Consider the following 26,130-nt stretch of genomic DNA (forward strand, 5'->3'; position numbering starts at 1 on the left):
GCGAAGGATGTGCGGGGGCGGCGGGCCCGGTGGTGCCGACCAGTGCCGCATCAGGCAACGTCTCCCTCTGCGACGTACGAGGGCGGGTGGCGGGGGATGCCGGCGAGGTCTTCGTGCTGACGACGCTGTCCCGCCCTGTTGGCCCTGGACAATGTCCCTATGCGTATTCGAGCCGTGCTCCTGAACGAGTTGCCCGCCCTCCAGGACATCGAGAGGGCTGCTGGGCAGTGCTTCCGCGACATCGGCATGCCGGAGATCGCTGATGACGAGCCGCTCTCGCTGAGCGAGCTCGCGCGGTACCAGCAGACCGGGCTGGCCTGGGTCGCGGTCGACGACGCAGACGTCCCGGTCGCCTACCTGATCGCCGATCGTGTCGACGGCAACCTCCATGTCGAACAGGTCTCGGTGCATCCGGACAACGCACGCCGCGGCATCGGGCGGCTCCTGCTGGACCACTTGGCGCACTCGGCCACCGGCGAGGGGATGCCCGCCCTGACCCTCACCACGTTCACCGACGTTCCGTGGAACGCCGCCTACTACACACGCTGCGGCTTCCAGCCCATGAACGACAGCGACGTCCCTCCCGGGCTGCGCAGGATCCGGGAAAATGAAGCGGCGCATGGCCTGGACCGGTGGCCGCGTACCTGCATGCGCCGGACGCTGCAACCGACACAAGGTGCCGGTGAACGGGGGCGGTGAACACTGCTCCGGGGAGTTGATGCCTGCGTTTTCCGACCTGGGAGGTGCGTGAGCGTCGAGCTGTGCGAGTGGTTGAACGAGTACGGGGGCGAGAGATCGACGGCGACGAGGGGCAACGACTGCTGCGCGTCGTCCGCAGGGGCACCGGGTCGGTGGTGACGTGGCGGCGGGCCCCAGATGGTTCTGCTGTCGGCGCAGGGCATGCCGGTGGCGCGGATCACCGAGGTGTCGTGGGCCGACCGTGGCGGCAACACAAGGGCCCCGGCCGCCCATCGCGCCGGCGGCGGCGGGCGACCTCCAACCGCTACGGAGGAGTGCGGCACACCTGACCGCCTACGCACCCGTCGCCGACAGGGCAAATGTTGCCTGATGCGGAACTAGCCTGGAACCAGACAGATCGGCATGAACAACACCAAAGGTGAGCGCCATGACCGTCCCCCATCACGAGCACACCGCCCACCCGCACGCCCACGGTCCGGCCTGCGGCCATGCAGAGATCCCGCACGGCGAACACATGGACTACGCGCACGACGGACATCTCCACCGAGAGCACTCCGGCCACTGGGACGAGTGCGAGCCGGGCGAGCATGTGTCGCACAGCGGGCACGTCCACGAACACGGCGCCGGCTGCGGCCACCCCGCGGTCGTGCACGGCGACCATGTCGACTACCTCCACGACGGGCACCGGCACGCCCACCACGACGGGCACTGGGACGACCACTGAGCGCAGGCCGACCATCGGCGAACCGGTGGCACCAGATGCGCGTCGAGCCGCGACACGCCCGGTCCCGCCGTTCCCCGACCGAGGACCAACTGGCAGGCTCTGAGGGTTACTTCGACCTCGACCGGGGGAGCCCAGTTGCCTGCCACCGAGCCCTGCACCGTCCAGCTCGCGCCCGACGTGCACGCCTATGTCCAGCCCGACGGCGGCTGGTGCCTGAACAACGCGGGTTTCGTCAGTGACGGGGAGTCGACGCTCCTCGTCGACACCGCGGCCACCGAGAGCCGGGCCAGGGCGCTGCGCGAGTCGCTGCTGGCGACCGGCGCCCCGCTCCCCCGCACGGTGGTCAACACCCACCACCACGGCGACCACAGCTACGGCAACGGAGTCTTCCTCCCGGAAGCGACCGTCATCGGCCACGACTCCTGCCGGAGGGAGCTGCTCGCGGCGGGCCACCAGCTCCATCTCATCTGGCCGCAGACGGACTTCGGCGACATCCGCATCACCGCGCCGACGCTGACGTACAACGACCGGCTGACGGTCCACGTCGGGGACGTCGAGGTCCGGCTCATCCACCCCGGTGGAGTCGCCCACACCCCCGGCGACACAGTGGTGCACCTGCCGCGCCACGGGATCGTGTTCACCGGTGACCTGATCTTCAACGACGGCACGCCGTTCGTGCCGATGGGCTCCTTGAGCGGCTCCCTGCGGGCCCTCGACGTGCTGCGCTCGCTCGGCGCGGAGATTGTCGTGCCCGGCCACGGGCCGATCACCGATCCGTCCGCGTACGACGCGACCGAACGCTATCTGCGGTTCGTCGCCGAACTGGCGGAGGAAGGGCACGCCAAGGGACTCACACCGCTGGAGACGGCGAGCGGGGCGGACCTCGGGGTCTTCGCCGCCCTCAGGGAGAGCGAACGGCTGGTGGCGAACCTGCACCGGGCTTACGCGGAGCTGGACGGGCTGCCGGAGGGCTCACCGCTCGACCCGGTGGCGGTGTTCGCGGACATGGCAGCGATGAACGGCGGGGTTCCGGTGGTCTGCCACGCCTGAAGAATCCGGGTGCACGCTCCGGGCGGACGCCGCGGGGAACGATCCGACCGGCCTGGTCGGCCGCCTGGTCGACCGCCTTCCGATGTGATCCAGGCATCGCTTCGACCGGCACACTGGACGACATACCGACTGGTCGGTCATCATGAACGCGTTCCCCAGGACCGCCCCCCGGAGGTGCGCATCATGAGCTCAGTCCCGCCAGGTCTCGATCCCGACCAGCTGCGCGGCCATCTCGACCGCGAGCGGCCAGGACTGGTGGACGGACCGCTCAGCGCCCGGCTGATCCAGGGCGGCCGTTCCAACCTCACCTACGCCGTCACCGACGGCGCCTCCCGCTGGGTCGTGCGCAGACCGCCGCTCGGCCATGTGCTCGCGACCGCGCACGACATGAAGCGCGAGCACCGGGTGATCAGCGCGCTCGCCCCGACCGCCGTGCCGGTGCCGCAGCCGGTGCTGCTGTGCGAGGACGAGTCGGTCATCGGGTCGCCGTTCTACGTCATGGAGTTCGTGGACGGCACCCCGTACCGCACCGCCGAACAGCTCGCCCCGCTCGGACCCGAGCGCACCCGCGCCGCCGTGCTCTCCCTCGTCGACACCCTGGTCGACCTGCACGCCGTCGACCCCGAGGCGGTCGGTCTCGGAGACTTCGGCCGGCCCGAGGGCTTCCTCGACCGGCAGCTGCGCCGCTGGGGCAAGCAGCTCGCGGCCTCACGGGTCCGCGAACTGGCCGGCATCGACGAGCTGCACGCCGCGCTCGGCCGCGAACTGCCCGTCTCCCCGGCCGCCACGGTCATCCACGGCGACTACCGCCTCGACAACGTCCTGATCGGCGACGACGACCGGATCAAGGCCGTCCTGGACTGGGAGATGTCCACTCTCGGTGACCCGCTGACCGACCTCGGCCTGCTGGTGATGTACAGCAAGCCGCTGCAACTGCCCGACTCCCCCGTCAGCACCACCGCGGGTGCCGCGGGACACCCGTCGCCCGCGGAACTGATCGAGCGGTACGCCGAGCGCTCCGGCCGCGACACATCCGCCATCTCCTGGTACACGGCGTTCGCCTGGTTCAAGCTCGCCGTGATCCTCGAGGGCATCCACTACCGCTACACCCTCGGCCAGACCGTCGGCGCCGGCTTCGACCAGATCGGCGATCTCGTCCCCGTCTTCATCGAGCACGGCCTCACCACCCTCCAGGAAGGCTGAGTACCTCATGGACTTCGCATTCGACGCGCGCACCGAAGAGCTCCGGGCCGAACTTCTCGCCTTCATGGACGAGCATGTGCACCCGGCGGAACAGATCGCGGAGGAGCAGCGCGCCGCGCTCACCTCCCCGTGGGACACCCCCGCGATCGTGGAGGAACTCAAGGCGGAGGCCCGCAAGCGGGGCCTGTGGAACCTCTTTCTGCCCGACGCCGAGTACGGCGCGGGCCTGACCAATCTGCAGTACGCGCCGCTCGCCGAGATCACCGGCCGCAGCCCGCACCTCGCCCCGACCGCGCTGAACTGCGCGGCCCCGGACACCGGGAACATGGAGGTGCTCGCGCAGTTCGGCAACGAAGAGCAGAAGAAGCAGTGGCTGGAGCCGCTGCTCGCCGGTGAGATCCGCTCGGCCTTCGCGATGACCGAGCCGGAGGTCGCCTCCTCCGACGCGACCAACATCCGGACCCGGATCGAGCGGGACGGCGACGACTACGTCATCAACGGGCGCAAGTGGTACATCTCCGGGGCGATGAACCCCGACTGCAAGATCTTCATCGTCATGGGCAAGACCGACCCCGACGGCGAGGACGTCCGCCGCCAGCAGTCGATGATCCTGGTGCCGCGCGACACCCCCGGCGTCGAGATCCGCCGGGCCATGCAGGTCTACGGCTACGAGGACCACTCCCACGGCGGTCACGCGGAGGTCGTCTTCACCGACGCGCGGGTGCCCGCGTCGAACCTGATCGGCGAGGAGGGCGGCGGCTTCGCGATCGCCCAGGCGCGGCTCGGGCCGGGCCGCATCCACCACTGCATGCGGCTGATCGGCATGGCTGAGCGGGCGATCGAGCTCATGTGCCGGCGAGCCGTGTCCCGTGACGCGTTCGGCAAGGCGATCGCCCAGCAGGGCGTCGTACAGAACTGGATCGCGGACGCGCGGGTGACGGTGGAGCAGCTCCGGCTGCTGGTGCTGAAGACGGCGTGGCTCATGGACACGGTCGGCAACCGCGGGGCGCACACGGAGATCCAGGCGATCAAGATCGCGACGCCGAGGGCGGTTGTCGACATCCTCGACAAGGCGGTGCAGGTGCACGGCGCGGGCGGAGTCAGCCAGGACTTCCCGCTGGCGGAACTGTGGGCGGCGGCGCGGACGTTGAAGCTGGCGGACGGGCCGGACGAGGTGCATCAGCGGTCGCTGGCGCGGCGGGAGCTGAAGAAGTACGTGTGAGGTGGGCGGGGCGGGGGCGTGTGGGTGGCCCTGCGGGGCTGCTCCCCTCCCCTCCCCCTACGGCCTCGCGGGCGTGGGGGGCCTCATCTTTCCCGAAACCGGGTTCCGCCCGGAGCCGTACCGCGCTCCGCGCGGTGTCCTCAATCGCCGGACGGGCTGACAAAGTCAGCCCCGCTGGGGCACCTCCCCAGGCCGTAGGGGGGAGATTGGGGCGCGGGGGTCCGGGGCGGAGCCACGACGGGCGGGCAAGGTCCAGCCCCGCCGGCCGGGGGCACATCCAGCCTCGCTGAGGGCACCTCCCGCGGCCGCCAGGCCGTAGGGGAGCGAGCCGCGGGGTTCGGGGCAGCGCCCCGACAAGGCCGGCGGCGTCAGGGGCGGAGGGAGCGGAGGAGGAGGTCCGCGAGGTGGTCCGCGACCTGTTGCTTCGTGAGGGGGCCGTCGGGGCGGTACCACGTCGACAGGTGGTGGACCGAGCCGAAGTGGTAGTCGACCACCAGGTCGGCGGGGGTCGCCGTCGAGAACACGCCGCTCTCCTGGCCCTCCTCCACCAGCGCGCGGAACCGCTCGTGGTAGCGGCGGCGTTCGGCGCGCACCTGCTTGTGCTTCTCCGGGCTCAGGTGGTGCATGGAACGGAAGAAGATGTCCGCGTCGTCGAGGTTCTCGATGGTGGTCACGACCACGTCCGCCGCGGCGTCCCGCAGCCGCGTCTCCACCGGCGCGTCGGCGTCCGCGTACGCGTCGAGCCGTTGCTGCTGTACGCGGAGCACCCGGGCGTAGACCTCCTGGAGGAGGTCCTCCTTGGAGCCGAAGTAGTGGTAGAGCGCCCCTTTGGTGACACCGGCCGCCTCGACGATCTCCTGTACCGACGTACGGTCGTAGCCGCGCTCGGCGAAGAGGCGGGTGGCGGCGGCCAGCAGCCTCTGCGGGACGGGGGTGCCGTCCCCGTCCGTCGTCCTGGCCATTGCCGCCACCCGCCTTTCTTTTCGTTCCTTGCTGTGTGGTGCGTCTGTTACGCGAGGGAACGCAGTTCCCGCCTGAGGATCTTCCCACTTGTCGTCTTGGGGAGCTCCGGCAGGATCTCGACTTCCCTCGGGTACTTGTAGGCCGCCAGCCGCTCGGCACAGTACGCGGAGATCTCGGCGGGCTCGGCCGCCGACCCGGGCCGGAGGCTGACGTAGGCCTTCACGGTCTCACCGCGGTAGGAGTCGGCGATGCCCACGACGGCCGCCTCGCGCACGGCGGGGTGGGTGTAGAGGACGTCCTCGACCTCGCGGGGCCAGACCTTGAAGCCGGAGGCGTTGATCATGTCCTTCTTGCGGTCGACGACGTAGAGCCAGCCTTCGCGGTCCATGAAGCCGATGTCGCCGGTGCGCAGTTCGCCGTCCGGGAAGGCGTGCGCGGTGGCCTCCGGGAGCCGCCAGTAGCCGGGTACGACCTGAGGTCCGCTGACCGCGATCTCGCCCTGTTCGCCGAAGGGCACGTCCTCGCCGGTGTCGTCGACGATCCGGACGACCGTGTCGGGGCCGGGGATGCCGACGGACAGGGTGCCGGAGGCGGGGTCGACGGGCGCTTCGTGCTCCGGCGGCACGGAGGCGCACGGCGCGGTGCACTCGGTGAGCCCGTAGCCGTTGCGGATGTAGGGGCCGAATCCGGCGCGGAACTTCTCTACGAGCGCGGGCGGCACCGGGGCCCCGCCCGAGGAGATCACCGCGAAGGAGTCGAAGTGCTCGCGGGTGGCGGAGGGGTGGGCGCCGAGCGCCATGAAGGCCGTGGAGGGTCCGACGGTGTACGCGGGGCGGTGCTCGAGGAACGCGTCGAGGACGACGCCCGCCTCGAAGCGGTACGCCAGCGCCAGGGTGCCCGCGTTGGCGAGGCAGACGGCCAGCTGACAGACCATGCCGGTGATGTGGAACAGCGGCGCGAGCGCGAAGTAGCAGGCGCCGTCGGGTACAGGGTGTCCGGTGCGCTGGCGTTCGGCGTTGTAGGTGATGCCACCGTGCAGGTTCATGGCGCCCTTGGGGGTGCCGCTGGTGCCGGAGGTGTAGCTGATCAACGCCACGTCGGTGGCGGTGAGGTCGCGGCCCTCCGGGGCGGGCAGACCCTGGCGGGCGACGGTCAGCAGGTCGTCGGCGTCCTCGGCGGGCGCCGTGCGCTCGAAGCCGAGGACGCGCGCGTCGCCCCGCGTCTGGAGGTCGAGCTCGCAGGCGGTGAGGGCGATCCGTACCGGTGAGGCGGCGGCGCAGTCGCGCAGGTATCCCTCCCAGGCGCGGTCCGAGCAGATCAGCGCGGTGGCCTCTGCGTCGGCGAGCACATGCGCGACCTCGCCCGACTTGTACATCGGGTTGAGCGGGACGACGGTGGCGCCGGCCTTCCACGCGCCGAGCAGGGCGATCACGAAGTGCGGGGTGTTCTGGAGCATGAGCGCGACCCGGTCGCCGCGGGCGACGCCCCGCGCGGCGAGACGGCCCGCGACGGAGTCGGACAGCTTGTCGGTCTCGCGGTAGCTCATGCGCCCGTCGAAGTACGCGAGGGCGGTGCGTTCGGGGGCGCGGGCGACGGCGGAGCGGAAGGAGTGCACCACGGTCGCGGGCGGGGCGACGGCGGCCCGCTGTGCGTCGGTGAGCCGGCCGAGCCAGGGTTTCGCGGCATATATGGAGGAGGTCATCGGCCGGTCTCCTCCCACTTCTGCTGGATGTGGTTCATGCCGGCCAGCCAGCGGTCGTTCTGTGTGGCGCGGGCGGCGTAGTAGTCGGCGACTTCGGGGTGCGGCAGGACCAGGAAGCGGTCCGCGTCCATGGCGTCGAAGAGGGCGTCGGCCACGTCCTCGGGTTCGATCGCGGTCGGCCGGAGCACAAGCTCGCCGGCCGTGCCGCTGGCGGTGAGCATGTCGGTGCGTACGCCCTGCGGGCAGATCGCGTGCACCTTGAGGCCGCGGTGGCGGTAGGTGAGGGAGAGCCACTCGGCGTAGGCCAGGGCGCCGTGCTTGGTGACGCTGTACGGCGCCGCGCCGATCATCGTGAGAAGTCCGGCGGCGGAGACGGTGGAGACGAAGCGTCCGCTGCCGCGCTCGAGCCAGTCGGGCAACAGCGCCCGGCTCGCCCGTACGTGCGCCATGACGTTGACGTCCCATGCCGCGGCCCAGATGTCCTCGTCGGCGAAGGCGTCGCCGCCGGAGCCGAGTCCGGCGTTCGCGCAGTAGACGTCGACGACGCCGCCGAGGGCGTCGCGGGCCTCGTCCACGATCTTCGAGGCGTCGCCGGGTACGGCGGTGGCGCCGATCTCGTCGGCCACGGTCTTCGCCTTGCCGGCGTCGATGTCGTTGACCACGACCCGGGCGCCTTCGGCGGCGAATCTGCGCGCCAGTGCGGCTCCGATCCCGCCGCCCGCGCCCGTGACCACAACCCCAGCGCCCTGCACCGCACTCATCAGCTCCGCCTTTCGCGTCCGACCCCCGTCGGGGCAGACTAACCAGTCGGTATGTCCTAACGGAAGAGGCGGGCACAACCACGTGCCGGGGTCGTTCCCCGGCACGGACATGAGCGCTAGCGTGCAGTGGTCATGACATGAGGCGATCGCGGAGGTAGCTCTATGAGCCTGTCCAGACGGGGTTTGCTGGCTGCGGGCGGCGCGGTGGGGGCACTGGCCGCCGCCCCCTCACCCGTCACGGCCCACTCCGGCCGCGGCCGGGTGCGCACCGGTTTCGAACGCCTGGCCGCCGACGGATACGCGGCACTGTCCGGGCAGCGCGTCGGCGTGGTCACCAACCCGACGGGCATCGCACGGGACGTACGCCACATCGTGGACGTCATGCACGCCGACGACCGGGTGAACCTCCTCGCGGTCTTCGGCCCCGAGCACGGCTTCCGCGGCACCGCGCAGGCCGGCGGCTCCGAGGGCCGCTACGACGACCCGGCGACCGGACTGCCCGTCTACGACACGTACCTCAAGAGCGGTCAGCCGCTGGCCGACATCTTCACGGCCTCGGGCGTGGACACCGTCGTCTTCGACATCCAGGACGCGGGCGCACGCTTCTACACGTACATCTGGACGATGTACGACTGCATGCAGGCGGCGGCCCTGGCCGGCAAGCGCTTCGTCGTCCTCGACCGGCCGAACCCGGTGACCGGCAGGGCGGCCCTCGGGCCTGTCCTCGACAAGGCGTTCGCGACCTTCGTGGGACGCGAGCCCATCGCGCAGGCGCACGGCATGACGGTCGCCGAACTGGCACTGCTGTTCAACGGAGAATTCCTGACCCGGCCGGTCGAGCTCGACGCCGTGCGGATGTCGGGCTGGCGGCGGGGCGACTTCTTCGACGAGACGGGCCTGCCCTGGGTCCCACCGAGCCCCAACATGCCCACCCCGGAGACGGCGCTGGTGTACTCGGGCACCTGCCTGTTCGAGGGCACCAACCTCTCGGAGGGGCGTGGCACCACCCGTCCGTTCGAGCTGCTGGGCGCTGAGGGAATCGGCCCGGCCTGGGCCCAGGCCGCGAACGAACTCGGCCTGCCGGGCGTCCGCTTCCGCGAGGCGTACTTCGCGCCCACGTTCTCCAAGTTCCAGGGCAAGACCGTCGGTGGCGTCCAGCTCCACGTCCACGACCGCGAGTGCTACGACCCGGTCCGGACCGGTATCGGCCTGCTGGTGACGGCGAAGCGGAGCTGGAGCGGATTCGCCTGGCGCCCGGACAACTGGATCGACAAGCTGACCGGCTCCACGAAGGTCCGCACCCTGATCGACGCGGGCGCGGACACGGACGAGGTCGTCGGTGCCTGGCGTGACGAACTGGCCGCGTTCACCACCGTACGGAAGCGGTACCTGCGCTACTGAACATGAGGCGGTGGGGTAGTCCCCACCCCCTACCGGGGTGCCCGCCCGCTGGCCCGGCCCGGTGCCGCGCCGACAGGCTTGATCCATGGACCAGTTACTGCGTCACCCCTTACGGATCTGGCTGCTGCTCGTTCCGGCCATGCTCTCGCTCGTGGTGGCGGGGCCGGTGCGGGCACAGCCCCGTCCCGACACACCCGTGCGCGAACTCGCGCGGATCGCTCAGCCGCTCTCCGAGCTGCGACCGCTGGAGCGGATGGTCGGCTCCGCGACGATCGTGGGTGTCGGTGAGGCGACCCACGGCTCACACGAGTTCTTCGCGACCAAACACCGGCTGTTCCGGTATCTCGTCGAGCACAAGGGCTTCACCACCTACGCGCTGGAGGCGAACTGGAGCGCCGGGCTCCGCCTCAACGACTACGTCCTGCACGGCAAGGGCGACCCGCGCACGATCATGCGGGAGGAGTTCCAGGAGTCGTACCTGATCTGGCACACCCGCGAATACCTGGACCTGATCCGCTGGATGCGGCGGCACAATCTGCGTCATCCGCACCGGCAGGTCCAGTTCATGGGCAACGACCTCGCCTACGCGGGCCCACGGCTCTTCGACGAGGTGACCGGCTACGTCGCCCTGCACCATCCGGACCTGCTGCCCGAGTTCCAGCGGCTGTACCGGGCGTCCCGGCCCGCCGGCGGCGTCGGGGAGACCATCAAGGACCGGCTGAACCGGCCGCTGGTGGAACGCCGCGCCATGGCGGAGGACGTCAGGCGGGCGCTCGCGCTGTTGGAGAGCAGGCGGCCCGGTCCGGACCGGGAGAGGCACGCATGGGTCCTCCAGCACGCGCGGGCCATCGCGCAGACCGGGACCGAGTTCTCCTACGACCTGTTCGACCCCGCACAGGTGGGCGCGGCGATGCGCTACCGGGACCAGGTTATGGCGGAGAACACGGTGTGGTGGCAGCGGCAGACCGGGCACCGCATGCTGCTCTCCGCCCACAACGGCCACGTCCGCCTCGAGACGAACAACCCCGAGCAGTACCCCAAGGTCCAGGGCACGTTCCTGCGGGAAATGGTCGGCGACGACTACGTCAGTGTCGGATTCACCTTCGGCCAGGGCTCGTTCAACGCGCTGGACACCACCGACCCCGCGGAACCGCTGCGCACCTTCTCGGTGGGCGGGCCGGCACCCGGCAGCAATGAGCACACGTTGGAGCGCGTGGCGCGCCGCGACTACTACCTGGACCTGCGCACCGCTCCCCGGGCCGCCCGCGCGTGGCTGGGAGGCACCCGTCCCTCGCGCGACATCGGCAACGCCTGGCCGGCCGAGCCCGAGCCGCTGCGGCTGGCCGCGTCGTACGACGTCCTGATCCATCTGCACCGCGTCACCGCTGCCGAACGACTCTGACCGCTCACGGTGTATGGCCGTTTCTCCTCTTGCGCAGGATGCTGGGTCAGCAGCGGAACGCAAGGGGAGGGGCGTGCCATGGCGGGGATGAGTGTGCATCCGTACCGGGAGATCTGCTTCGACGCGGACGGTGACCCGGACGGCGGTCCGTACGACGTATCGGCCGGGCTGGACGTCACCGATCTCGTGGTCTTCGCACATGGCTGGAACAACTCCCCCGCCGTCGCCCGCAGGCTGCACTCGTCGTTCTTCGCCCCCTTCCCCAAACTGCTCGCCGGGCTGCCCGGCGTGCACGTCGGGTACGCCGGTGTCCTGTGGCCCTCGATGAGGTTCCCGGACGAGCCGTTCCCCGACACCGAGTGGGCCGAGGGAGCACCGGCGTACGGCCCGGGCCTGGACGGGGCGACGCGGGACCTGCTCTCCTGCCTGTTCGCCGGGCACGGGGCGACGGTGCAGCGCCTCGCGTGGCTGCTCGAGGAACAGCCCGCGTCCCGGGCGGCGTTCGCTGAATTCGGCATGCTGGCCCGGCAGTTGACGGCCGTCCCGCCAGGAGGGCTCGAGGCGCCGTTCGCCGAGGACCTGCCACGGGACGAGCAGAGCCCGCCTGCGGTGCTCTACGAGGACACCCTCACGCTGTGCTTGCGGCTGGCCGCGGCGCTCCACCGGGAGCAGGGCGGGCATCCGAACATCGCCGGTCCGGGCGGCGGGCCCGGAGCGGCGTGGCGGGGCGCGAAGGAACTGCTGCGGCAGACGACGTACTACGCGATGAAGCGGCGGGCGGGCACGGTCGGCGAGCTGGGCCTCGGCCCGCTGCTGGGACGGCTGTCCCGGTCCGCGGCCGCAGTGCGGGTGCATCTCGTCGGCCACAGCCACGGCGCACGGCTGGCCGCGTTCGCGCTGCGCGGCCTGCCCGAGGGCGCGCGGAACGTGAAGTCGGTGACGCTGCTTCAAGCCTCCTTCTCGCACTACGCGTTCGCCGGCAGCCTCCCCCACGCCCCGCACCGCTGCGGTGTGCTGGCCGGCCTCCAGCACCGGGTCGACGGGCCCGTGGTGGCCTGCCACTCGCGCCACGACACCGCGCTCGGGGTGTTCTACCCGCTGGTGTCGGGCCTCGCGGGCGATCCGGCCGCGGTGGGGACCGACCGCCGCTGGTGGGCGATGGGCCACGACGGCATACAGGCCGTCGCGAACACGCCCCGGCCGACGCTCGAGGAGGCGCTGCGGTCCGGGCTGCCGGCGTCGGGCTGCGTCAGCGTCGACGCCTCGCGGGTGGTGCGCCGGGGAGGGCCTCCGACGGGCGCACACGGCGACATCTGTCATGAGGAACTCGCCCGGATGATTCTCACGGCGGCCCGGATCGGGGACACCGGGCCAGGGGCGTGATCCGGCCGAAGAGGCGCGTCGGTATTTTCGATGGAGCCGAATCGGGCACTCCTACGTCCATTCTTCAACGCCGATGTACCAGCGACGGAGGTGGCAGTGCTATGGCCGGTTTCCGGAGTCTCGCGAGACAGGTGCGCGACCCGAGGTGCGATCTGGCGCTACGGCGCTATTCGCTGCGCAAGTGCCTGGAGCGGTTCGCACCGTACGGGCACCGGGCGACGTGGGATCACCTGTGCGGCAGGCACCGTATCGATCCCGAGGACAGGGCCCCGGATCCGGCGCGGCTGGTGGCCGCGCTCGACGAACTGGAAGAGGCACGGGCCGTCTGGCTCGCCTACGAGGACAACTTCGCGGACCGCCGCAAACGGGAGAAGCACGAGGGGCTGCGGCGGCCCGGACACATCGACGACTGGCACCGAAGGACCTGGGGCGGGAACGGGGTGGCCCGCTGTGACGTACCGGCGGAGCACCCGTCGGCACCGCTCGGCGAGGTGCTGCGCCGGCTGATCGGCGCGCTGGAGGCGGAGCCGGCGGCGGCCTGCCCGGTGTGCGGGGGAACGCACATCGTCTGGCGCCAGGACCTGGAGCACGAGCCGTGGATCGGACCGGTCTGCGCGGGCTGCGGCATCGTGGTGCCGCAGCCGGTGCTGACGCCGGACGCGGTGGCGGCGGCGAAGCGGGCAGGACGCCGGGAGCTCGCCTCCGTCGCATGACGCGGCACCGCAGTCCCGGGACGGGGGCCCGGGACTCGCTGGTTCCGGCGCGTGGACCCGGGACCACCGTGGGCCGGGCCGGAGGCGTCAGACGGGGGCGCCGGCCCAGGCCTCTTCGGTGAACCGCTGCTCGCGGGGCAGTGCCAGCAGGCCGGTCTGGAAGAGCAGCAGTGGGTCGGCGCCTCGTGCGCGGAGCCGGGCGGGGGCGTGTTCGAGGACCCACGCCCGGAGCTCCGCGTCAGGCTCGTCGCGTGTGCTGTCGCACCACCAGCGAATGACCCGCGTGTCCTCGTAGAGCAGCTCCTCGATCCACCAAGCGACGAAGGCCTCGAGATACGCGTCGGCCGGCCCGCCGGTGGGCTGCGCCGCCCACGTGGCGAGACAGGGCGTCACGGTGAGGCCTGCGGTCACGCAGGCCTGGAAGACCTCGAGCACGTAGGGGACATCGAGGGGGGTGCTGACGGTGTCGGCCCACCACGCGTCGAGGAACTCCCGGATCGCGTCGCACTGTTCCGTCGGCCAGGTCCGCCAGCCGGAGCGCCCGAGTCCGGTCAGGTCGTAGGCATTCAGCGACCCGAATCGGCGTGCGGCCAGCCGCTCGGCGAGCTGCGGCAGGATCCGGCGCATGGCGGCGGAGTGGTCGTCGAAGTGGTCCGGCACCTCGCGGGCGAACATCTCCAGGACGTCACCGGGCAGCTCCACGTCGGGGACGCCCAACAGCGCCGTCTCCTCCGGCAGATGGCACAGACCGCAGCCCGTCTCACCGGGGCTCGTCATGCCGGAGAAGACCGCGCGTATGCGGTCCACCGCGGCGGTGAGTGCTGGGGAGGCCATGTGCGCCACGTCCCGTCGAGTACTCCGGGCGCGACCTCGGCCCGCCGAAGAGCGCGACGCTACCAGTCGGCAAACCGGTGGGCCAACCGGATTCCGCGGCGGCACAGTTGGCGGCGATGCGGAACACCATCAAGGAGCCCTGACATGTCGACGCTGCGCGTCACCGCCGAACTCTTGACCGTGCACGAGCACCCGAACGCCAATGCCCTGGAGCTGGCCCAGGTGGGCCTCTACCGGGCGGTCGTCGCCAAGGGCGTCTACCGCACCGGCGATGCCGCGCTCTACATCCCGGAGCAGGCCGTGCTCCCGGCGGAGCTCGTGGACGAGCTGGGTCTGACCGGTCGGCTCGCGGGCGGGGACGCCAACCGGGTCAAGGCGGTGCGGTTGCGCGGCGAACTGTCGCAGGGAATCGTGTGCCGGCCGAGCGCGCTGGTGGACGTCGACCTGGTGCGGGCGGCCGCCGACGGCACGGACTTCGCCGAGCGGCTTTCGATCACCAAGTGGTCGCCTCCGATCCCGCCCCGGATGAGCGGCGACGTCGAAGCGGCGCCGGACCTGCTGCCGTGGGTGGACATCGAGAACCTGCAGCGCTACCCGGGCATCTTCGAGCCCGGCGAGCCGGTCGTGATCACCGAGAAGCTGCACGGAACGGCCTGCCTGACCACGTACAGCACTGCGGACGGCGGACGGGTGCAGGTCTCTTCGAAGGGGTTCGGCGCCAAGGGCCTGGCGCTCAGGAGGGACTCGGCCAACCTGTACTGGCGCGCGGTCCTCGGGAACGGCGTGCCCAAGATCGCGGCGCGCATCGCCGAACGGCTCGGTGCGAGCCGGGTGGGGGTGTTCGCCGAGGTGTACGGTGCCGGCGTCCAGGACCTCGGCTACGGCAAGAACGCCCGGGCGGAGGACGGACTGGGCTACGCCGTCTTCGACATCTCGGCGGAGATCGACGGCCGGCTGCGCTGGCTGGATCCGGCGACCGTGCTCCACGGTGAACTGCCGGTCGTTCCCAGGCTGTTCGAGGGCCCGTACGACGCGGACGAGGTGCTGGAGCTGGCGAGCGGCCGCGAGACGGTGTCGGGCAGGAAGCTGCATATGCGCGAGGGCGTGGTCGTCCGTTCCGCGGTGGAGCGGTACAGCCCGGTCACCGGCGGGCGCGCCATCGCCAAGGCGGTGAGCCCGGCGTATCTGACCCGTAAGGGCGGCACGGAGTACGAGTAGGACCCGCGCAGGAGGGCGGGCCCGGCACGGGGGTGCGGGCCCGCCCTCACGTGTGTCAGGCGCCGTCGTCCTTGGCGCGCCGCCGCTCCGGCAGCAGCCGCGAACCCGTGAGTTGGCCGCCGAAGACGTCGTCCGGGTTGGACAGGACGCACGTCTCCAGGGAGAGGCAACCGCAGCCGATGCAGTCGGTGAGGTGGTCGCGGAGCCGGCCGAGCTGCGTGATGCGCTCGTCGAGTTCACCGCGCCAGGCCTCGGAGAGCCGCGCCCAGTCGTCGCGGTCGGGCGTCCGCTCCTCGGGCAGTTCCGCGAGGGCGTCCCTGATGGTGGCGAGTGGGATGCCGACACGCTGCGCGGCGCGCACGAAGGCGACGCGGCGCAGGGCGTCCCTGCTGTAGCGGCGCTGGTTCCCGCTGGTGCGGCGGCTGCTGATGAGGCCCTTGGACTCGTAGAAGTGCAGGGCGGACACGGCGGCGCCGCTTCGCGCGGAGAGCTGGCCGACCGTGAGCTCGTGGATCTTCTCTGGAATCTGTGGCACTCCCAGAAGCCTACTGGTCCGTCGTTGACAGGAGGGCGCCTGCCCGACCATGCTGAGCAAGCGCTTAGACATCAGTCGTCGAGAGTCAGGGGCCAGGGACATGGCAGAGCCGAGGATCTTCACCTCCCCCGAGGAGCTGCGCGCCGGGGTCGGCGAGCAACTGGGTCACAGCGACTGGCTGGAGGTCGACCAGAAGCGGATCGATCTCTTCGCCGACGCGACCGGTGACCACCAGTGGATCCATGTGGACCCAGAGCGGGCCGCGAGCGGACCGTTCGGCACGACGATCGCCCACGGCTATCTGACGCTGTCGCTCCTGCCGGCACTGGTGCCCCAGGTCATGCGGGTCGAGGGCATGAAGATGGGCATCAACTACGGCAGCAACAAGGTCCGCTTCCCCTCCCCCGTGCCGGTCGGCTCGCGGCTGCGCGCGACCGCGGTGCTCCAGGGCGTCGAGGAGGCGGGCGGCGGCGTACAGGTGACCGCCCTCGTCACGATCGAGCGCGAGGGCGGCGACAAGCCGGTGTGCGTGGCGGAGTCGGTGTCCCGTTACTTCTTCTGAGCGTTACTTCTTCTGAGCGCTCACCATGCGCCCGACGAGGTCGGCGTAGAGCGCGCCGACCTCGTCGGGCGTCCGGCGGCCCTGCGTGTTGAACCAGCGCGCCACGTCGATGCAGAGCGACAGCACGGCGACGGCGGTGCCGGGCACGTCCGGCACGTCGAACTCGCCTGCCTCGACGCCCTCCTCGAGGATGCGGCGCACCACGGCGTCGCTCTGCCGGCGCAGACCGAAGATCTCGGTGCGATGGGCGTCGCTGAGCGCCTCGAGCTCGTACTGCACCACGCGGGCGGTGGTGTGCCGCCCGGCGTGCCAGCGGACGAAGGAGCGCACCGCGTCGGCGAGCCGCTCGGTGGGCGCGCCCGGGCCGTCGTACGCGGCGTTGAGGATCTCGAGCGCCTTGTCGTGCCCGATCCGGCTGATCCGGTGGAGCAGCTCTTCCTTGGTCTTGTAGTGGATGTAGAGCGCCGCCGGGCTCATACCGGCGCGGCCGGCGATGTCCCGCGTGGTGGTGGCGTGATATCCGCGCTCCGCGAAGGCCTCGACCGCGGCCACGAGCAGCTTCCTCGCCGCCTCCGGGGTGACCTCGTCCCACGGCTTGTCCTCGTCGGCCTCCGGGCCCGCCGTCTGGTCAGCCGCACTCATCACTCGTCCCTTCCGTGGCACAGGACGAACACCATACCCCGACGGTGAGCAAGCGCTTAGAGCCTGATCAGAGCTTCTGGAACGGATCGTGCTCCGCGAGCAGCTTCTCGAGCCTGGCCTGGTCGACGCGGCTGACGATCTGACCGGCCTCCTGCCGGTCGCGTACGACCTTGGCCAGGGTGAAGGCCGAGGTCGTCAGATAGAGGACCGCGATGCCGAGGAAGGCCCGCACCCAGGCGTCCGTTTCCATGTTGAAGATACCGACGGCGACGGCCCCCAGCGCGATGCCGAAGGAGGCCACGGCCTGACCGTAATACGCCGCGGTGTTCTGCTGCTTGACGGGTGTCTCGCTCATGCGCCCAGCTTCGCGGCCCGCAGCGCGCCCGGCATGCGCGCTACTACTCAGGTGCGTACTCACCCGGCATGCCGCGCCCGGGTGTTCAGAACGCGGAGACCCCGGTCAGGGCGCGGCCGATGATGAGCTTCTGGATCTGGCTGGTGCCCTCGTACAGGGTCATGACGCGCGCGTCGCGCAGCAGCTTGCCGACCGGGTACTCGTCGATGTAGCCGTAGCCTCCGAAGACCTGGAGGGCGTTGTTGGCGGCCCTGACGGCGGCTTCCGAGGCGAACAGCTTGGCTTTCGAAGCGGCGGTGGCGAAGTCCTGGCCGCGGTCGATCAGGTCGGCGACCCGCCAGGTCAGCAGCCGCGCGGCATCCACGTCGACGGCGATGTCGCTGATCAGCTCCTGGACGAGCTGGTAGTGCGCGATGGACCTGCCGAACTGCTCGCGCTCCTTCGCGTAGCCGACGGCGGCGTCAAGCGCCGCCTGCGCGATGCCCACGCAGCCCGCGGCGACCGACATCCGCCCCTTGGCGAGCGCGGACATGGCGATGGAGAACCCCTTGCCCTCGGGCCCGAGCATGGCCGACGCCGGGACGCGCACGTCCTCGAGGACGACCTCGGCGGTGGCCTGTCCCCGCAGGCCGAGCTTGCCGTGGATCGTGCGGCGGGTGAGCCCGGGGGTGTCGGTGGGGACGAGAAAGGCGGAGACGCCCTTGTGGCCGGGCGTGTCGTTGGTCCTGGCGAACAGCAGCACCACATCGGCCCAGGTGCCGTTGGTGATGAACATCTTGGAGCCGTTGATCACGTAGTCGTCGCCGTCGGCTGCCGCTCTGGTGGTCAGATTCCCGGCGTCGGAGCCGGTGCCGGGCTCGGTGAGGCCGAAGCAGCCGAGCGCGTCACCCGCGGTGAGCCTGGGCAGCCAGTGGCGCTTCTGCTCCTCGGTGCCGTAGGCCGCGACGGTCTTGGTCACGAGGCCCAGCGACACGGAGACGATGCCGCGCACCGAGGAGTCGCCACGGCCGAGTTCCTCGGTGACCAGGCAGTACGCGAGGTGGTCGCCGCCGGAGCCGCCGTATTCCTCGTCGATCGTGAGGCCGAGGAAGCCGAGCGATCCCAGCTTCTTCACGATGGCCTTGTCGACGCTCTCCGCGCGGTCCCACTCGACCACGTGCGGGGTGATCTCACGGTCGACGAAGTCCTTCGCCAACTGCCGGACGGCGGTCTGCTCCTCGCCGAGCCCGAGGTTCATGCGCGGTCACCCCAACTTTTAACTATCACTGCTAGTTTATTTCTGGCAGGCCCTACTATGTGCCGCATGGCCCGACCGCGCAAGCCCCTCCTCAGCAGAGACCGCATCGTGGACGCGGCGAGCGCGCTGGTGGACGCCGAGGGGCTCGACGCGGTCTCCACGCGCCGGCTCGCCGCCGAGCTGGGCGTCAGCGGCCCCTCCCTCTACAACCACTTCCGCAACAAGGACGAGATCCTCGACGCCGTCGCCGACGCGGTCAGCGCCCGCGTCGACCTGTCGATGTTCGACGAGCACGACGACCGCGACTGGCGCACGGCTCTGCACGACTGGGCCGTCTCCTACCGCGCCGCCCTGAGCGCACACCCCAACACCGTCCCGGTCCTCGCCCGCGGCCCCGGCCGCCGCCCCGCGGGCCTCAAGGTCGCCGACGCGGTCTTCGGCGCGATGGTCCGCGCCGGCTGGCCCCCCGCCCAGGCGACCCGCATCGGCGCACTGATGCGCTACTTCATCACCGGCTCCGCGCTCGGCTCCTTCGCCCGCGGCTTCGTCGACGACGCGACGGCCTACGACCCGGCGGACTACCCCCACCTCGGCCAGGCGCACCTGCTCGCCGACCGCCAGGAACAGGTCGACCAAGGAGCGTTCGAGACGGGCCTCCAGGCCCTGCTGGACGGACTGGCGCTCCAGTACGAGAGCACCGTTCACGTGGACGCTTCCCCGAACGGCACGCTTCGGCCCGCACCGAAACGTCCCTGACGCATCCTGGGAGGCATGACCTCCTCCCGGGACCTCGCCGCCTTCGCCGCGCTGCTCGCCGACGACACGCGCGCCGGGTTCTGCCTCGCGCTGCTCGACGGGCGGGCTTGGACCGCGGGCGAACTCGCCCGGCACGGCGGGGTCGCCGCGTCGACCGCCAGCGAGCACCTCGGCAAGCTCGTCACCGGCGGCGTGCTCACCGAGGAACGCCAGGGCCGGCACCGCTATGTACGGCTCGCCGACGACCGGATGGCACACCTCGTCGAGGAACTCGCCGCGTACGCGGCCCCCGTGGGTCCGAAGCCGCCGCCGCGCACCCTGCGGGAGTCGACCGCCGCGTCCGCGATGGCGCGGGGCCGCACCTGCTACGACCATCTCGCGGGTCGGCTCGGCATCACGATCACCGGGGCCCTGACCGCCCGGGGGCTGCTCAGCCAGGACGCCGGCTTCGCACTGACGGAACGGGGCACACGCTGGTTCGCCGATCTCGGCGTGCCACTGGACCGTACGGGCCGCCGGCCGCTGGCCCGCGGCTGCCTCGACTGGACCGAACGCCGGCCCCACCTCGCCGGTGTCGCGGGCGCGCGGCTGTGCCGGCACGCGCTGGACGCCGGCTGGTGCGTACGCATCGGCTCCGAACGGGCCGTGAAGGTGACCGCGGACGGCGAACGGGCACTGCACGCACTGCTCGGCATCGAGCCGGAGATATTGCGGTGAGCCCCGAACGGTCCGCGCCGTACGGTCGCCCCATGACGAAGCCGAACCGCCACACACACTGGCCCGCCCTCGTGGCCGCGGGGATCACCGTCGTCCTGTGGGCCTCCGCCTTTGTGTCCATCCGCAGCGCCGGCGAAGCCTACTCCCCCGGCGCCCTCGCCCTCGGCCGGCTGCTCGCGGGCTCGCTGGCGCTCGGCCTTGTGCTGCTCGTGCGGCGCGAGGGCCTGCCGCCGCGCGCCGCGTGGCGCGGGATCGCCGTGTCGGGGCTGCTGTGGTTCGGCGTCTACATGGTGGTGCTCAACTGGGGCGAGCAGCAGGTCGACGCGGGCACGGCCGCGATGGTCGTCAACATCGGACCGATCCTCATCGCCCTGCTCGGTGCGCGGTTCCTCGGCGAGGGCCTGCCGCCCCGGCTGGTTGCCGGGATGGCCGTCTCGTTCGCCGGAGCGGTCGTCGTGGGCCTGTCGATGTCCGGCAAGGGCGGCGCCTCCACGCTCGGCGTGCTGCTGTGCCTGTTGGCCGCGGTGGGTTACGCGGGCGGTGTGGTGGCCCAGAAGCCGGCGCTGGCGCACGCGAGTGCCCTGCAGGTGACGACGTTCGGGTGCCTGGTGGGCACTGTGGCCTGCCTCCCGTTCGCGGGGCAGCTCGTCGACGAGGCCGCTTCCGCGCCCGTGTCGGCCACGCTCAACATGGTCTACCTCGGGGTGTTCCCGACCGCGCTCGCGTTCACGACGTGGGCGTACGCGCTGGCCCGTACGACGGCCGGCCGGATGGGCGCGACCACATACGCCGTACCCGCACTCGTGGTCCTGATGTCCTGGCTGGTGCTGGACGAGGTGCCCGGCCTGCTGACACTCGCGGGCGGGGCGCTGTGCCTGGCGGGGGTGGGGGTGTCGCGGTCACGCTCGCGGAAGCGCGCCTCGGCCGACACCGGGGACGCGTTGGCTCCGGCCGGCGCGGAGGGCGGGTCACCGGGGCGCTGAACGGCCGTGCGCGGCCCGGCGTTTCAGCAGGTGCCGTGCCTGACCCCGTCGACGAACGGCACCCACGCGTCGGCGCTGACGACGAGCACGGGGCCATGCGGCACCGTGGAGTCGCGCACGGGGACGATGCCGGGGAGGTTTCGGGCGACCTCGACGCACTCGCCGCCGTCCCCGTTGCTGTAACTGCTCTTGTGCCAGACGGCGGCGCTCAACTCAGGCCGGATGCTGCCCATTTCGGTAGTCCTCCGCCACTGCTCGGATCATGGCCAGGGAGGCCTCCGGAGACAATGCGGCGGCCCTGAGCCGATCGTATGCCTTCCTGTACTGCCCGACGAGAAGCGGATCGTCGATGAGCTGACCGTGATACGGGCCTTCCGTGTAGAGGAGGGGCGGCGCGTCGGCGAAGCGCATGAACATCATGTCCAGCTCCATGAACGGGCGGGTGGGCCCGTTCCACGGCAGAACTTGTAGAACGATGCGACGGCACTCCGCCAGAGCAGCGATGTGGTCCAGTTGCGCGGCCATGTCGGCCGCGGGCAGGAGAGGTTGGGTCACCAGGGACTCGTGGAGCACGGCCCAGTACTCGGGCATCTTCGGGTCGACGAACAGCTCTGCCCTCCGCACACGGGCCGCCACCTTGGCCTCGACTTCGTCGGGTTGGTCCAGCGGGTGAGCGGCGTGGATGACTGCTCGCGCGTACGCCGCTGTCTGCAACAGGCCCGGCAGCAGGGCGGGCGTCCACTTCTCGATGACCTGGGCCCGCCTCTCCAAGTCCGCGACCTGGACGAAGTACTCGGCATGCACACCCTTCTTCGCCCGGCGGACGTCCTCGCACCGGCGCTCGAAGAAGCCGTCCGTGCTCAGTAGCCGGTCCACGTGGCGGGCCAGGTCGAGCGGCATGCGGCGGGTGCCCCGCTCGATCTCGCTCAACAGGCTCACACCGTAGAAGCTGCCCTCCACCGTTTCCTGGAGCGTGCGCCCGGCCGCTTCTCTCTTGTACCGCAGCTCCGCCCCGTACAGCGCGGGGACGCTCGCCGAGCCGTCAATGTCCTTGCGTGCCGCCATCGTTCCCCGTTCCACGGTCCGTGCGGTGGAGTCGAAAACCCTTCAACCGTACGGACGGAGACGCCACTGTGTGTCGTGAACGTCACACACCGCACACGAAAGTGGCCCTCATGAACGAGCATCTCTCCCCCGCCGGGCCCGATGTCCAGGCGAGCGTCGACCGGTTGCGGGAGGCGCTGCGGGCGCACGGGATCACGTTGCCCTCGCTCGGCGTCGACCTGCCGAGTTACGCGGGATCCCTGCCCTGCCGCCATCTCGTCTCGCTCGGCAACTGCAACCTCGCCACAGCCGACCGGCTCGCGGCCGTGCTGCGCGAGGCGGTGGGGCGATGAGGCGGGCGGCGGCCCCGGCGTTCGAGGCGGACCTGCTCGCCGCACCGAAGGCGGTCCCGCTGCTGCGGCATGCGGTCCGCGAGCATCTGGGGCGTGACTGCCCCGACGTGCAGCTCGCGGTGAGCGAGCTGCTGAGCAACGTCGTGCGGCACGTCGGGGAGGGTTCTCCCGTGACCTTGCGGGTTTCCTGCGCGGGTCACGGCGTGACGCGGGTGGAGGTCACGGATTCCGCTCCGGATGCCGAGCCGGCCCCTGCGTACGCCGAGTGCGACGCGGAGGGCGGCCGCGGGCTCACGCTGCTGGACGCGGTCGCCTGCCGCTGGGGCGTGGTGCGCAACGCGCTCACCAAGACCGTGTGGTGCGAGCTGCCCGAGGACTCGGCAGGGACCTGATCGTGGCCCACAGCGTGCGGCCGTGGCCGTGGGTGCGTGTCCCGGCCGCGGCGGGGCGCCGCGGCCGGGGCTGGCGGCGTCAGTCGGCGGAGGCCGTCGAGGGGACGGGCGACGGGGCGGCCGGGGTGTTCCGCACGGCGCGGGAGGCGAGGATCCTGATCGAGATCAGGGCGATCACCGCGAGGCCGATGATGTAGGCCGAGACGGCCATCGACGTGCCGGTCGCCTCCAGCAGCAGGACCATCATGAACGGCGCCAGGCCGCCGCCGAACACGGCGGCGATCTGGTAGCCGAGCGAGGCGCCGGTGTAGCGCATCTCCGCAGTGAACAACTCGGCGAACAGCGCCGCCTGGGGGCCGTACATGATGCTCAGGAAGCAGCTGGTGACGAAGGTTCCGACACCGAGCCAGAGGAGCGAGGCGGTGTCGATGAGCAGGAACATCGGCACGGCCCACACCAGCAGTCCGATCGCGCCGGCCGCGTAGATCCGCAGCCGTCCGATGCGGTCGGACAGTGCGGCCGCCGCCGGTATCAGCACCAGTTGTGTGAGGCTCACACAGAGGGAGACGGCAAGGACGGCGCTGCGCTTCATGTCGAGTTCGCGGGTCGCGTAGTCCAGGACGCCGGTGATGATGATGTAGAAGGTCGCGGTGTTGACGGCGAACGACCCGCCGGCCAGGAAGACGGTGCCGAGGTGGCTGCGCAGGATGGTGCGCAGGGGCGACCGTGACGTCGTCTCGCCCTTCTCCTTCTCTGCGAGAGCCCGTTCGGCCTCGCGGAACTCAGGAGTCTCCTCGACCTTGGTGTGGATGTACCAGGCGAGGCCGAGGACGAGGAAGCCGACGAAGAACGGCACGCGCCAGCCCCAGGAGGCGAAGGTCGACTCGCTGGTGACGGATCCCGCGACCAGGAAGACGGTGTTGGCGGTGACCACGCCGATGGGGACGCCGAGCTGGACCAGGCTGCCGTAGAGACCGCGCTTGCCCTCGGGGGCGTACTCGGTGGCCATCAGCATCGCGCCGCCCCACTGGGCACCGACGGCGATGCCCTGCACGATGCGGAGCAGGACGAGGAGGATCGGCGCGGCGATGCCGATCGTCTCGTACGTGGGCAGCAGTCCGATCCCGGCGGTGGCGACGCCCATCAGGGTCAGCGCGAGGACCAGCATCGGCTTGCGCCCCCGCTTGTCGCCGAGCTGCCCGGCGATGACGCCGCCGATGGGGCGGGCGAGGAAACCGACGGCGAAGGTGGCGAAGGCGGCCAGTACGCCGGCGGAGGAGCTGCCGGCGGGGAAGTACAGGTCACCGAGGACGAGCGCGGCGGCGATGCCGAAGACGAAGTAGTCGTACCACTCGACGGCCGACGCGAGCGCGGCGGCGGTGGCGACGCGCCGCCGTCGCGGATCGGCGGGAGCGGTGGGGGTGGCGGGAGCGGGGGCGGGGCTGTCCATGCGTGCACACTCCACTGGGTGCGGGGACGGGAGTGCGGGGAACGTACCGACCAGTGGGTATGGAGTCAACGGGATGGGCGGTGACAATTCTTGGACGGGGGGACGTGGGGCGCCGCTGCGCAGGGCGTTTCCCACCCCGCCCCTTCCTGAACCGGGCTCCGCCCGGACCGGACCAACACAGCTGGACCAGGGCATCGGCGTGCCGCAGCGGGTGACGGCGGCCGCGTTCGCCGCTATGAGTGAGAAGCAGCAGGCGGCCGCGCGACGGCAAGCAGGAGCGGGCCTACGCCGACAACCGGCGGACCCGGCTCCGGCGAAGAAGGCTTCGACGCCCGCGAGTTCAAAGCCATGGTCGCCGCCGTGCAGAAGTGGCTGGTCGACAACGACCGCATCGAGCCCGGCACGCCGATCGTCGGCCTGGAGATCCGCGCCTGAATGCCGAGGGAAGACTGACCTTCTGAACGGGACACTGCCTCGAGGAGTCGCCTCCTCGAGGGACACAAACGCCAACTATCGGCTTCGAGGGCGCTGATCACAGGTCGCTGCTGAATGTACTCGGCCATGAGGTTGGTGACTCGCGTCGGTAGTTGATCAGGAAGAAACCTCCGGGCGTAGTGGAAATACCTTGCCTTCACCACAACCCGGAGGTCGCGTGGCGCGGGGCTCGGGGCAGAGCCCCCGACGAGGCGGCGAGCCAAAGCCCCCATCAGGGCCTCCCGTCAGAACACCACCAGCGAGCGCCCCGCCCCCTTCCCCGCCAGCATGTCGTCGAAGGCGCCCGGCACCCCGTCGAGTCCGATCCGCTCCGTGACCAGGCCGCTGACATCGAGGCGGCCCGCGCGGATGTGGGCGGCGAGGACCGGGAGGTCCCGTGCCGGGTCGGAGTTGCCGTAGACGCAGCCGGAGAGGGTCCGGCCCCAGTGGAAGAGTTCGAGCGCGTTGAACGTGACCTGCTGGTCCTTGCCGCCGATGCCGACGACCACCGTCCGGCCGCCGCGGCGGGTGGAGTCCCAGGCGGTGCGGATCGTCGCGGCGCGGCCGACGCACTCGATGGCCACGTCCGCGCCCCGCTTGTCCGTGAGCCCGCGGATCTCCCTCGCGGTGGCGTCGGAGGCCACCACGTAGTCGGTCGCGCCGGCCCGCCGGGCCAGCTCCTCCTTCTCCGGGGAGACGTCGACCGCGATGACGGGGCCGGCGCCGGCGATGCGCGCGGACTGGAGGGTGGCGAGACCCACCCCTCCGACGCCGAAGACCACGACGGACTCGCCCTCGCGTACCCGCGCCGCGTTGTGGACGGCGCCGTAGCCGGTGAGGACGGCGCAGCCGAGCAGGGCGGCGTCGGTGAGCGGCACGCCGTCGGGGACGGGCAGCACGCAGTTCGCTGCGACGACCGTCTCCTCGGCGAACGCGGCGACGTTCAGGCCGGGATGGAGTTCGGTGCCGTCCTTCGTGACGGCGTGCACGCGGCCCGCGCCGGTCAGCGCGTCGGCGCACAGCCACACCTCGCCCATCACACAGGCGTGGCAGAGACCGCAGGACGGCGCCCAGTTGAGGACGACGCCGTCGCCGGGGGCGACATGGGTGACGCCCTCGCCGACGGCGAGCACCGTGCCGGCGCCCTCGTGACCGAGGACGGCGGGGACGGGGACCCGCATGGTGCCGTTGGACAGGGACAGGTCGGAGTGGCACACCCCGGCCGCGGCCAGCTTGACGCGGACCTGCCCGGGGCCTGGGTCGGGCAGTGAGATCTCGGTGATCTCGAGGGGAGCGCCGACGGAGGGCAGTACGGCTGCACGGACCACAATCGTTTCCTTAACGCTCAGAACTCA

The 26,130-nt window shown here is 71.1% G+C and carries 28 protein-coding genes and 1 pseudogene; 17 read left to right on the top strand and 12 right to left on the bottom strand.

All coding sequences use genetic code 11. The annotated features are described in order from the left end of the window. The first annotated feature begins 159 nt into the window (after positions 1-159). The 6 genes and pseudogenes from ACIQ7Q_RS32935 to ACIQ7Q_RS32960 all read left to right on the top strand — a co-directional run bounded on the left by ACIQ7Q_RS32935 (position 160) and on the right by ACIQ7Q_RS32960 (position 4,898). The gene (locus tag ACIQ7Q_RS32935; protein ID WP_403870446.1) at positions 160-699 is read left to right on the top strand and encodes a GNAT family N-acetyltransferase; all 540 of its coding nucleotides are present in this window, start codon (positions 160-162) and stop codon (positions 697-699) included. Between the two features lie 68 nt (positions 700-767). Beyond that, positions 768-933 (top strand): annotated as a pseudogene (locus tag ACIQ7Q_RS32940) (IS630 family transposase); the annotation flags it as partial. Positions 934-1,126: 193 nt separating this feature from the next. Further along, positions 1,127-1,423, top strand: coding sequence for a hypothetical protein (locus tag ACIQ7Q_RS32945; protein WP_403870449.1), 297 nt, complete (start codon positions 1,127-1,129; stop codon positions 1,421-1,423). Positions 1,424-1,558: 135 nt separating this feature from the next. Next, a complete protein-coding gene (locus tag ACIQ7Q_RS32950; RefSeq protein ID WP_403870452.1) occupies positions 1,559-2,473 on the top strand; it encodes an MBL fold metallo-hydrolase in 915 nt (304 codons plus the stop codon). Positions 2,474-2,656: 183 nt separating this feature from the next. Beyond that, entirely contained in the window at positions 2,657-3,676 is a 1,020-nt protein-coding gene (locus tag ACIQ7Q_RS32955) for a phosphotransferase family protein (RefSeq protein WP_403870454.1), read from the top strand. 7 nt (positions 3,677-3,683) lie between these two features. Then, complete coding sequence (locus ACIQ7Q_RS32960) at positions 3,684-4,898, top strand: acyl-CoA dehydrogenase family protein (protein ID WP_403870456.1); 1,215 nt, start codon at positions 3,684-3,686, stop codon at positions 4,896-4,898. Between the two features lie 368 nt (positions 4,899-5,266). Here ACIQ7Q_RS32960 and ACIQ7Q_RS32965 read toward each other — a convergent pair whose 3' ends face one another. From ACIQ7Q_RS32965 to ACIQ7Q_RS32975, 3 genes are read right to left on the bottom strand one after another with little or no spacing between them, the layout of a single operon-like run. Beyond that, a complete protein-coding gene (locus tag ACIQ7Q_RS32965) occupies positions 5,267-5,860 on the bottom strand; it encodes a TetR/AcrR family transcriptional regulator (RefSeq protein ID WP_403870459.1) in 594 nt (197 codons plus the stop codon). A 47-nt stretch (positions 5,861-5,907) separates the two neighbouring features. Beyond that, complete coding sequence (locus tag ACIQ7Q_RS32970; protein WP_403870462.1) at positions 5,908-7,563, bottom strand: AMP-binding protein; 1,656 nt, start codon at positions 7,561-7,563, stop codon at positions 5,908-5,910. Beyond that, complete coding sequence (locus tag ACIQ7Q_RS32975) at positions 7,560-8,324, bottom strand: SDR family oxidoreductase (protein WP_403870465.1); 765 nt, start codon at positions 8,322-8,324, stop codon at positions 7,560-7,562. The genes ACIQ7Q_RS32970 and ACIQ7Q_RS32975 overlap by 4 nt, the downstream gene beginning before the upstream one ends. A 162-nt stretch (positions 8,325-8,486) precedes the next feature. On the opposite strand from ACIQ7Q_RS32975, the gene ACIQ7Q_RS32980 reads away from it, so the two are divergent. The 4 genes from ACIQ7Q_RS32980 to ACIQ7Q_RS32995 all read left to right on the top strand — a co-directional run bounded on the left by ACIQ7Q_RS32980 (position 8,487) and on the right by ACIQ7Q_RS32995 (position 13,223). Then, complete coding sequence (locus tag ACIQ7Q_RS32980; RefSeq protein WP_403870467.1) at positions 8,487-9,725, top strand: exo-beta-N-acetylmuramidase NamZ domain-containing protein; 1,239 nt, start codon at positions 8,487-8,489, stop codon at positions 9,723-9,725. A gap of 85 nt (positions 9,726-9,810) precedes the next feature. Continuing rightward, a complete protein-coding gene (locus ACIQ7Q_RS32985) occupies positions 9,811-11,127 on the top strand; it encodes an erythromycin esterase family protein (RefSeq protein ID WP_403870470.1) in 1,317 nt (438 codons plus the stop codon). A 78-nt stretch (positions 11,128-11,205) separates the two neighbouring features. Continuing rightward, entirely contained in the window at positions 11,206-12,510 is a 1,305-nt protein-coding gene (locus tag ACIQ7Q_RS32990) for a serine-threonine protein kinase (RefSeq protein WP_403870473.1), read from the top strand. A gap of 101 nt (positions 12,511-12,611) precedes the next feature. Beyond that, positions 12,612-13,223 carry a hypothetical protein gene (locus ACIQ7Q_RS32995; protein WP_403870476.1) on the top strand — a complete coding sequence of 204 codons (612 nt, stop codon included), beginning with the start codon at positions 12,612-12,614 and terminating at the stop codon, positions 13,221-13,223. Positions 13,224-13,310: 87 nt separating this feature from the next. On the opposite strand, the gene ACIQ7Q_RS33000 is transcribed toward ACIQ7Q_RS32995, so the two are convergent. Next, the gene (locus tag ACIQ7Q_RS33000; protein ID WP_403870479.1) at positions 13,311-14,057 is read right to left on the bottom strand and encodes a hypothetical protein; all 747 of its coding nucleotides are present in this window, start codon (positions 14,055-14,057) and stop codon (positions 13,311-13,313) included. Positions 14,058-14,201: 144 nt separating this feature from the next. Here ACIQ7Q_RS33000 and ACIQ7Q_RS33005 point away from each other — a divergent pair, with 144 nt between their 5' ends. After that, positions 14,202-15,275 (top strand): RNA ligase (ATP), encoded by a 1,074-nt coding sequence (locus ACIQ7Q_RS33005; protein WP_403870481.1) that lies wholly within the window; start codon positions 14,202-14,204, stop codon positions 15,273-15,275. Positions 15,276-15,330: 55 nt separating this feature from the next. On the opposite strand, the gene soxR is transcribed toward ACIQ7Q_RS33005, so the two are convergent. After that, complete coding sequence (gene soxR, locus ACIQ7Q_RS33010) at positions 15,331-15,810, bottom strand: redox-sensitive transcriptional activator SoxR (protein ID WP_403870484.1); 480 nt, start codon at positions 15,808-15,810, stop codon at positions 15,331-15,333. A 100-nt stretch (positions 15,811-15,910) separates the two neighbouring features. On the opposite strand from soxR, the gene ACIQ7Q_RS33015 reads away from it, so the two are divergent. Next, positions 15,911-16,372, top strand: coding sequence for a MaoC family dehydratase (locus ACIQ7Q_RS33015; protein WP_403870486.1), 462 nt, complete (start codon positions 15,911-15,913; stop codon positions 16,370-16,372). Positions 16,373-16,375: 3 nt separating this feature from the next. Here the strand turns inward: ACIQ7Q_RS33015 and ACIQ7Q_RS33020 are convergent, their stop codons facing one another. The 3 genes from ACIQ7Q_RS33020 to ACIQ7Q_RS33030 all read right to left on the bottom strand — a co-directional run bounded on the left by ACIQ7Q_RS33020 (position 16,376) and on the right by ACIQ7Q_RS33030 (position 18,606). Beyond that, entirely contained in the window at positions 16,376-17,014 is a 639-nt protein-coding gene (locus ACIQ7Q_RS33020) for a TetR/AcrR family transcriptional regulator (protein ID WP_403870489.1), read from the bottom strand. 67 nt (positions 17,015-17,081) lie between these two features. Continuing rightward, on the bottom strand, positions 17,082-17,369 hold the full coding sequence (locus ACIQ7Q_RS33025) for a YiaA/YiaB family inner membrane protein (RefSeq protein ID WP_100106388.1): 288 nt from the start codon (positions 17,367-17,369) through the stop codon (positions 17,082-17,084). A gap of 85 nt (positions 17,370-17,454) precedes the next feature. Next, positions 17,455-18,606 (bottom strand): acyl-CoA dehydrogenase family protein, encoded by a 1,152-nt coding sequence (locus ACIQ7Q_RS33030; RefSeq protein ID WP_403870492.1) that lies wholly within the window; start codon positions 18,604-18,606, stop codon positions 17,455-17,457. A 66-nt stretch (positions 18,607-18,672) separates the two neighbouring features. On the opposite strand from ACIQ7Q_RS33030, the gene ACIQ7Q_RS33035 reads away from it, so the two are divergent. Genes ACIQ7Q_RS33035 through ACIQ7Q_RS33045 form a run of 3 tightly spaced genes read left to right on the top strand, consistent with a single transcriptional unit; the run spans position 18,673 to position 21,062 of the window. Next, entirely contained in the window at positions 18,673-19,362 is a 690-nt protein-coding gene (locus ACIQ7Q_RS33035; RefSeq protein ID WP_403870495.1) for a TetR/AcrR family transcriptional regulator, read from the top strand. A 15-nt stretch (positions 19,363-19,377) separates the two neighbouring features. Continuing rightward, on the top strand, positions 19,378-20,079 hold the full coding sequence (locus ACIQ7Q_RS33040; RefSeq protein WP_403870498.1) for an ArsR/SmtB family transcription factor: 702 nt from the start codon (positions 19,378-19,380) through the stop codon (positions 20,077-20,079). A gap of 32 nt (positions 20,080-20,111) precedes the next feature. Further along, the gene (locus ACIQ7Q_RS33045) at positions 20,112-21,062 is read left to right on the top strand and encodes a DMT family transporter (RefSeq protein WP_403870501.1); all 951 of its coding nucleotides are present in this window, start codon (positions 20,112-20,114) and stop codon (positions 21,060-21,062) included. Positions 21,063-21,085: 23 nt separating this feature from the next. On the opposite strand, the gene ACIQ7Q_RS33050 is transcribed toward ACIQ7Q_RS33045, so the two are convergent. Both ACIQ7Q_RS33050 and ACIQ7Q_RS33055 read right to left on the bottom strand, forming a co-directional pair. After that, positions 21,086-21,295: a DUF397 domain-containing protein gene (locus ACIQ7Q_RS33050; protein ID WP_403870504.1), complete on the bottom strand. Its 210-nt coding sequence runs from the start codon at positions 21,293-21,295 to the stop codon at positions 21,086-21,088. Then, on the bottom strand, positions 21,276-22,127 hold the full coding sequence (locus tag ACIQ7Q_RS33055; protein ID WP_403870506.1) for a helix-turn-helix domain-containing protein: 852 nt from the start codon (positions 22,125-22,127) through the stop codon (positions 21,276-21,278). Before ACIQ7Q_RS33055 ends, ACIQ7Q_RS33050 begins: the two co-directional genes overlap by 20 nt. A 110-nt stretch (positions 22,128-22,237) precedes the next feature. On the opposite strand from ACIQ7Q_RS33055, the gene ACIQ7Q_RS33060 reads away from it, so the two are divergent. Together ACIQ7Q_RS33060 and ACIQ7Q_RS33065 are read left to right on the top strand one after the other, a co-directional pair. Continuing rightward, a complete protein-coding gene (locus ACIQ7Q_RS33060) occupies positions 22,238-22,459 on the top strand; it encodes a hypothetical protein (RefSeq protein WP_403870509.1) in 222 nt (73 codons plus the stop codon). Continuing rightward, positions 22,456-22,851 (top strand): ATP-binding protein, encoded by a 396-nt coding sequence (locus ACIQ7Q_RS33065; RefSeq protein ID WP_403870512.1) that lies wholly within the window; start codon positions 22,456-22,458, stop codon positions 22,849-22,851. The genes ACIQ7Q_RS33060 and ACIQ7Q_RS33065 overlap by 4 nt, the downstream gene beginning before the upstream one ends. Positions 22,852-22,930: 79 nt before the next feature. Here the strand turns inward: ACIQ7Q_RS33065 and ACIQ7Q_RS33070 are convergent, their stop codons facing one another. Continuing rightward, positions 22,931-24,301, bottom strand: coding sequence for an MFS transporter (locus tag ACIQ7Q_RS33070; RefSeq protein ID WP_403870515.1), 1,371 nt, complete (start codon positions 24,299-24,301; stop codon positions 22,931-22,933). A 719-nt stretch (positions 24,302-25,020) separates the two neighbouring features. Then, positions 25,021-26,103, bottom strand: coding sequence for a zinc-binding dehydrogenase (locus ACIQ7Q_RS33075; RefSeq protein ID WP_403870518.1), 1,083 nt, complete (start codon positions 26,101-26,103; stop codon positions 25,021-25,023). Positions 26,104-26,130 lie beyond the last annotated feature (27 nt).

Origin of the sequence: Streptomyces sp. NPDC096176 (assembly GCF_044763255.1) — a bacterium.
Lineage (GTDB): Bacteria > Actinomycetota > Actinomycetes > Streptomycetales > Streptomycetaceae > Streptomyces.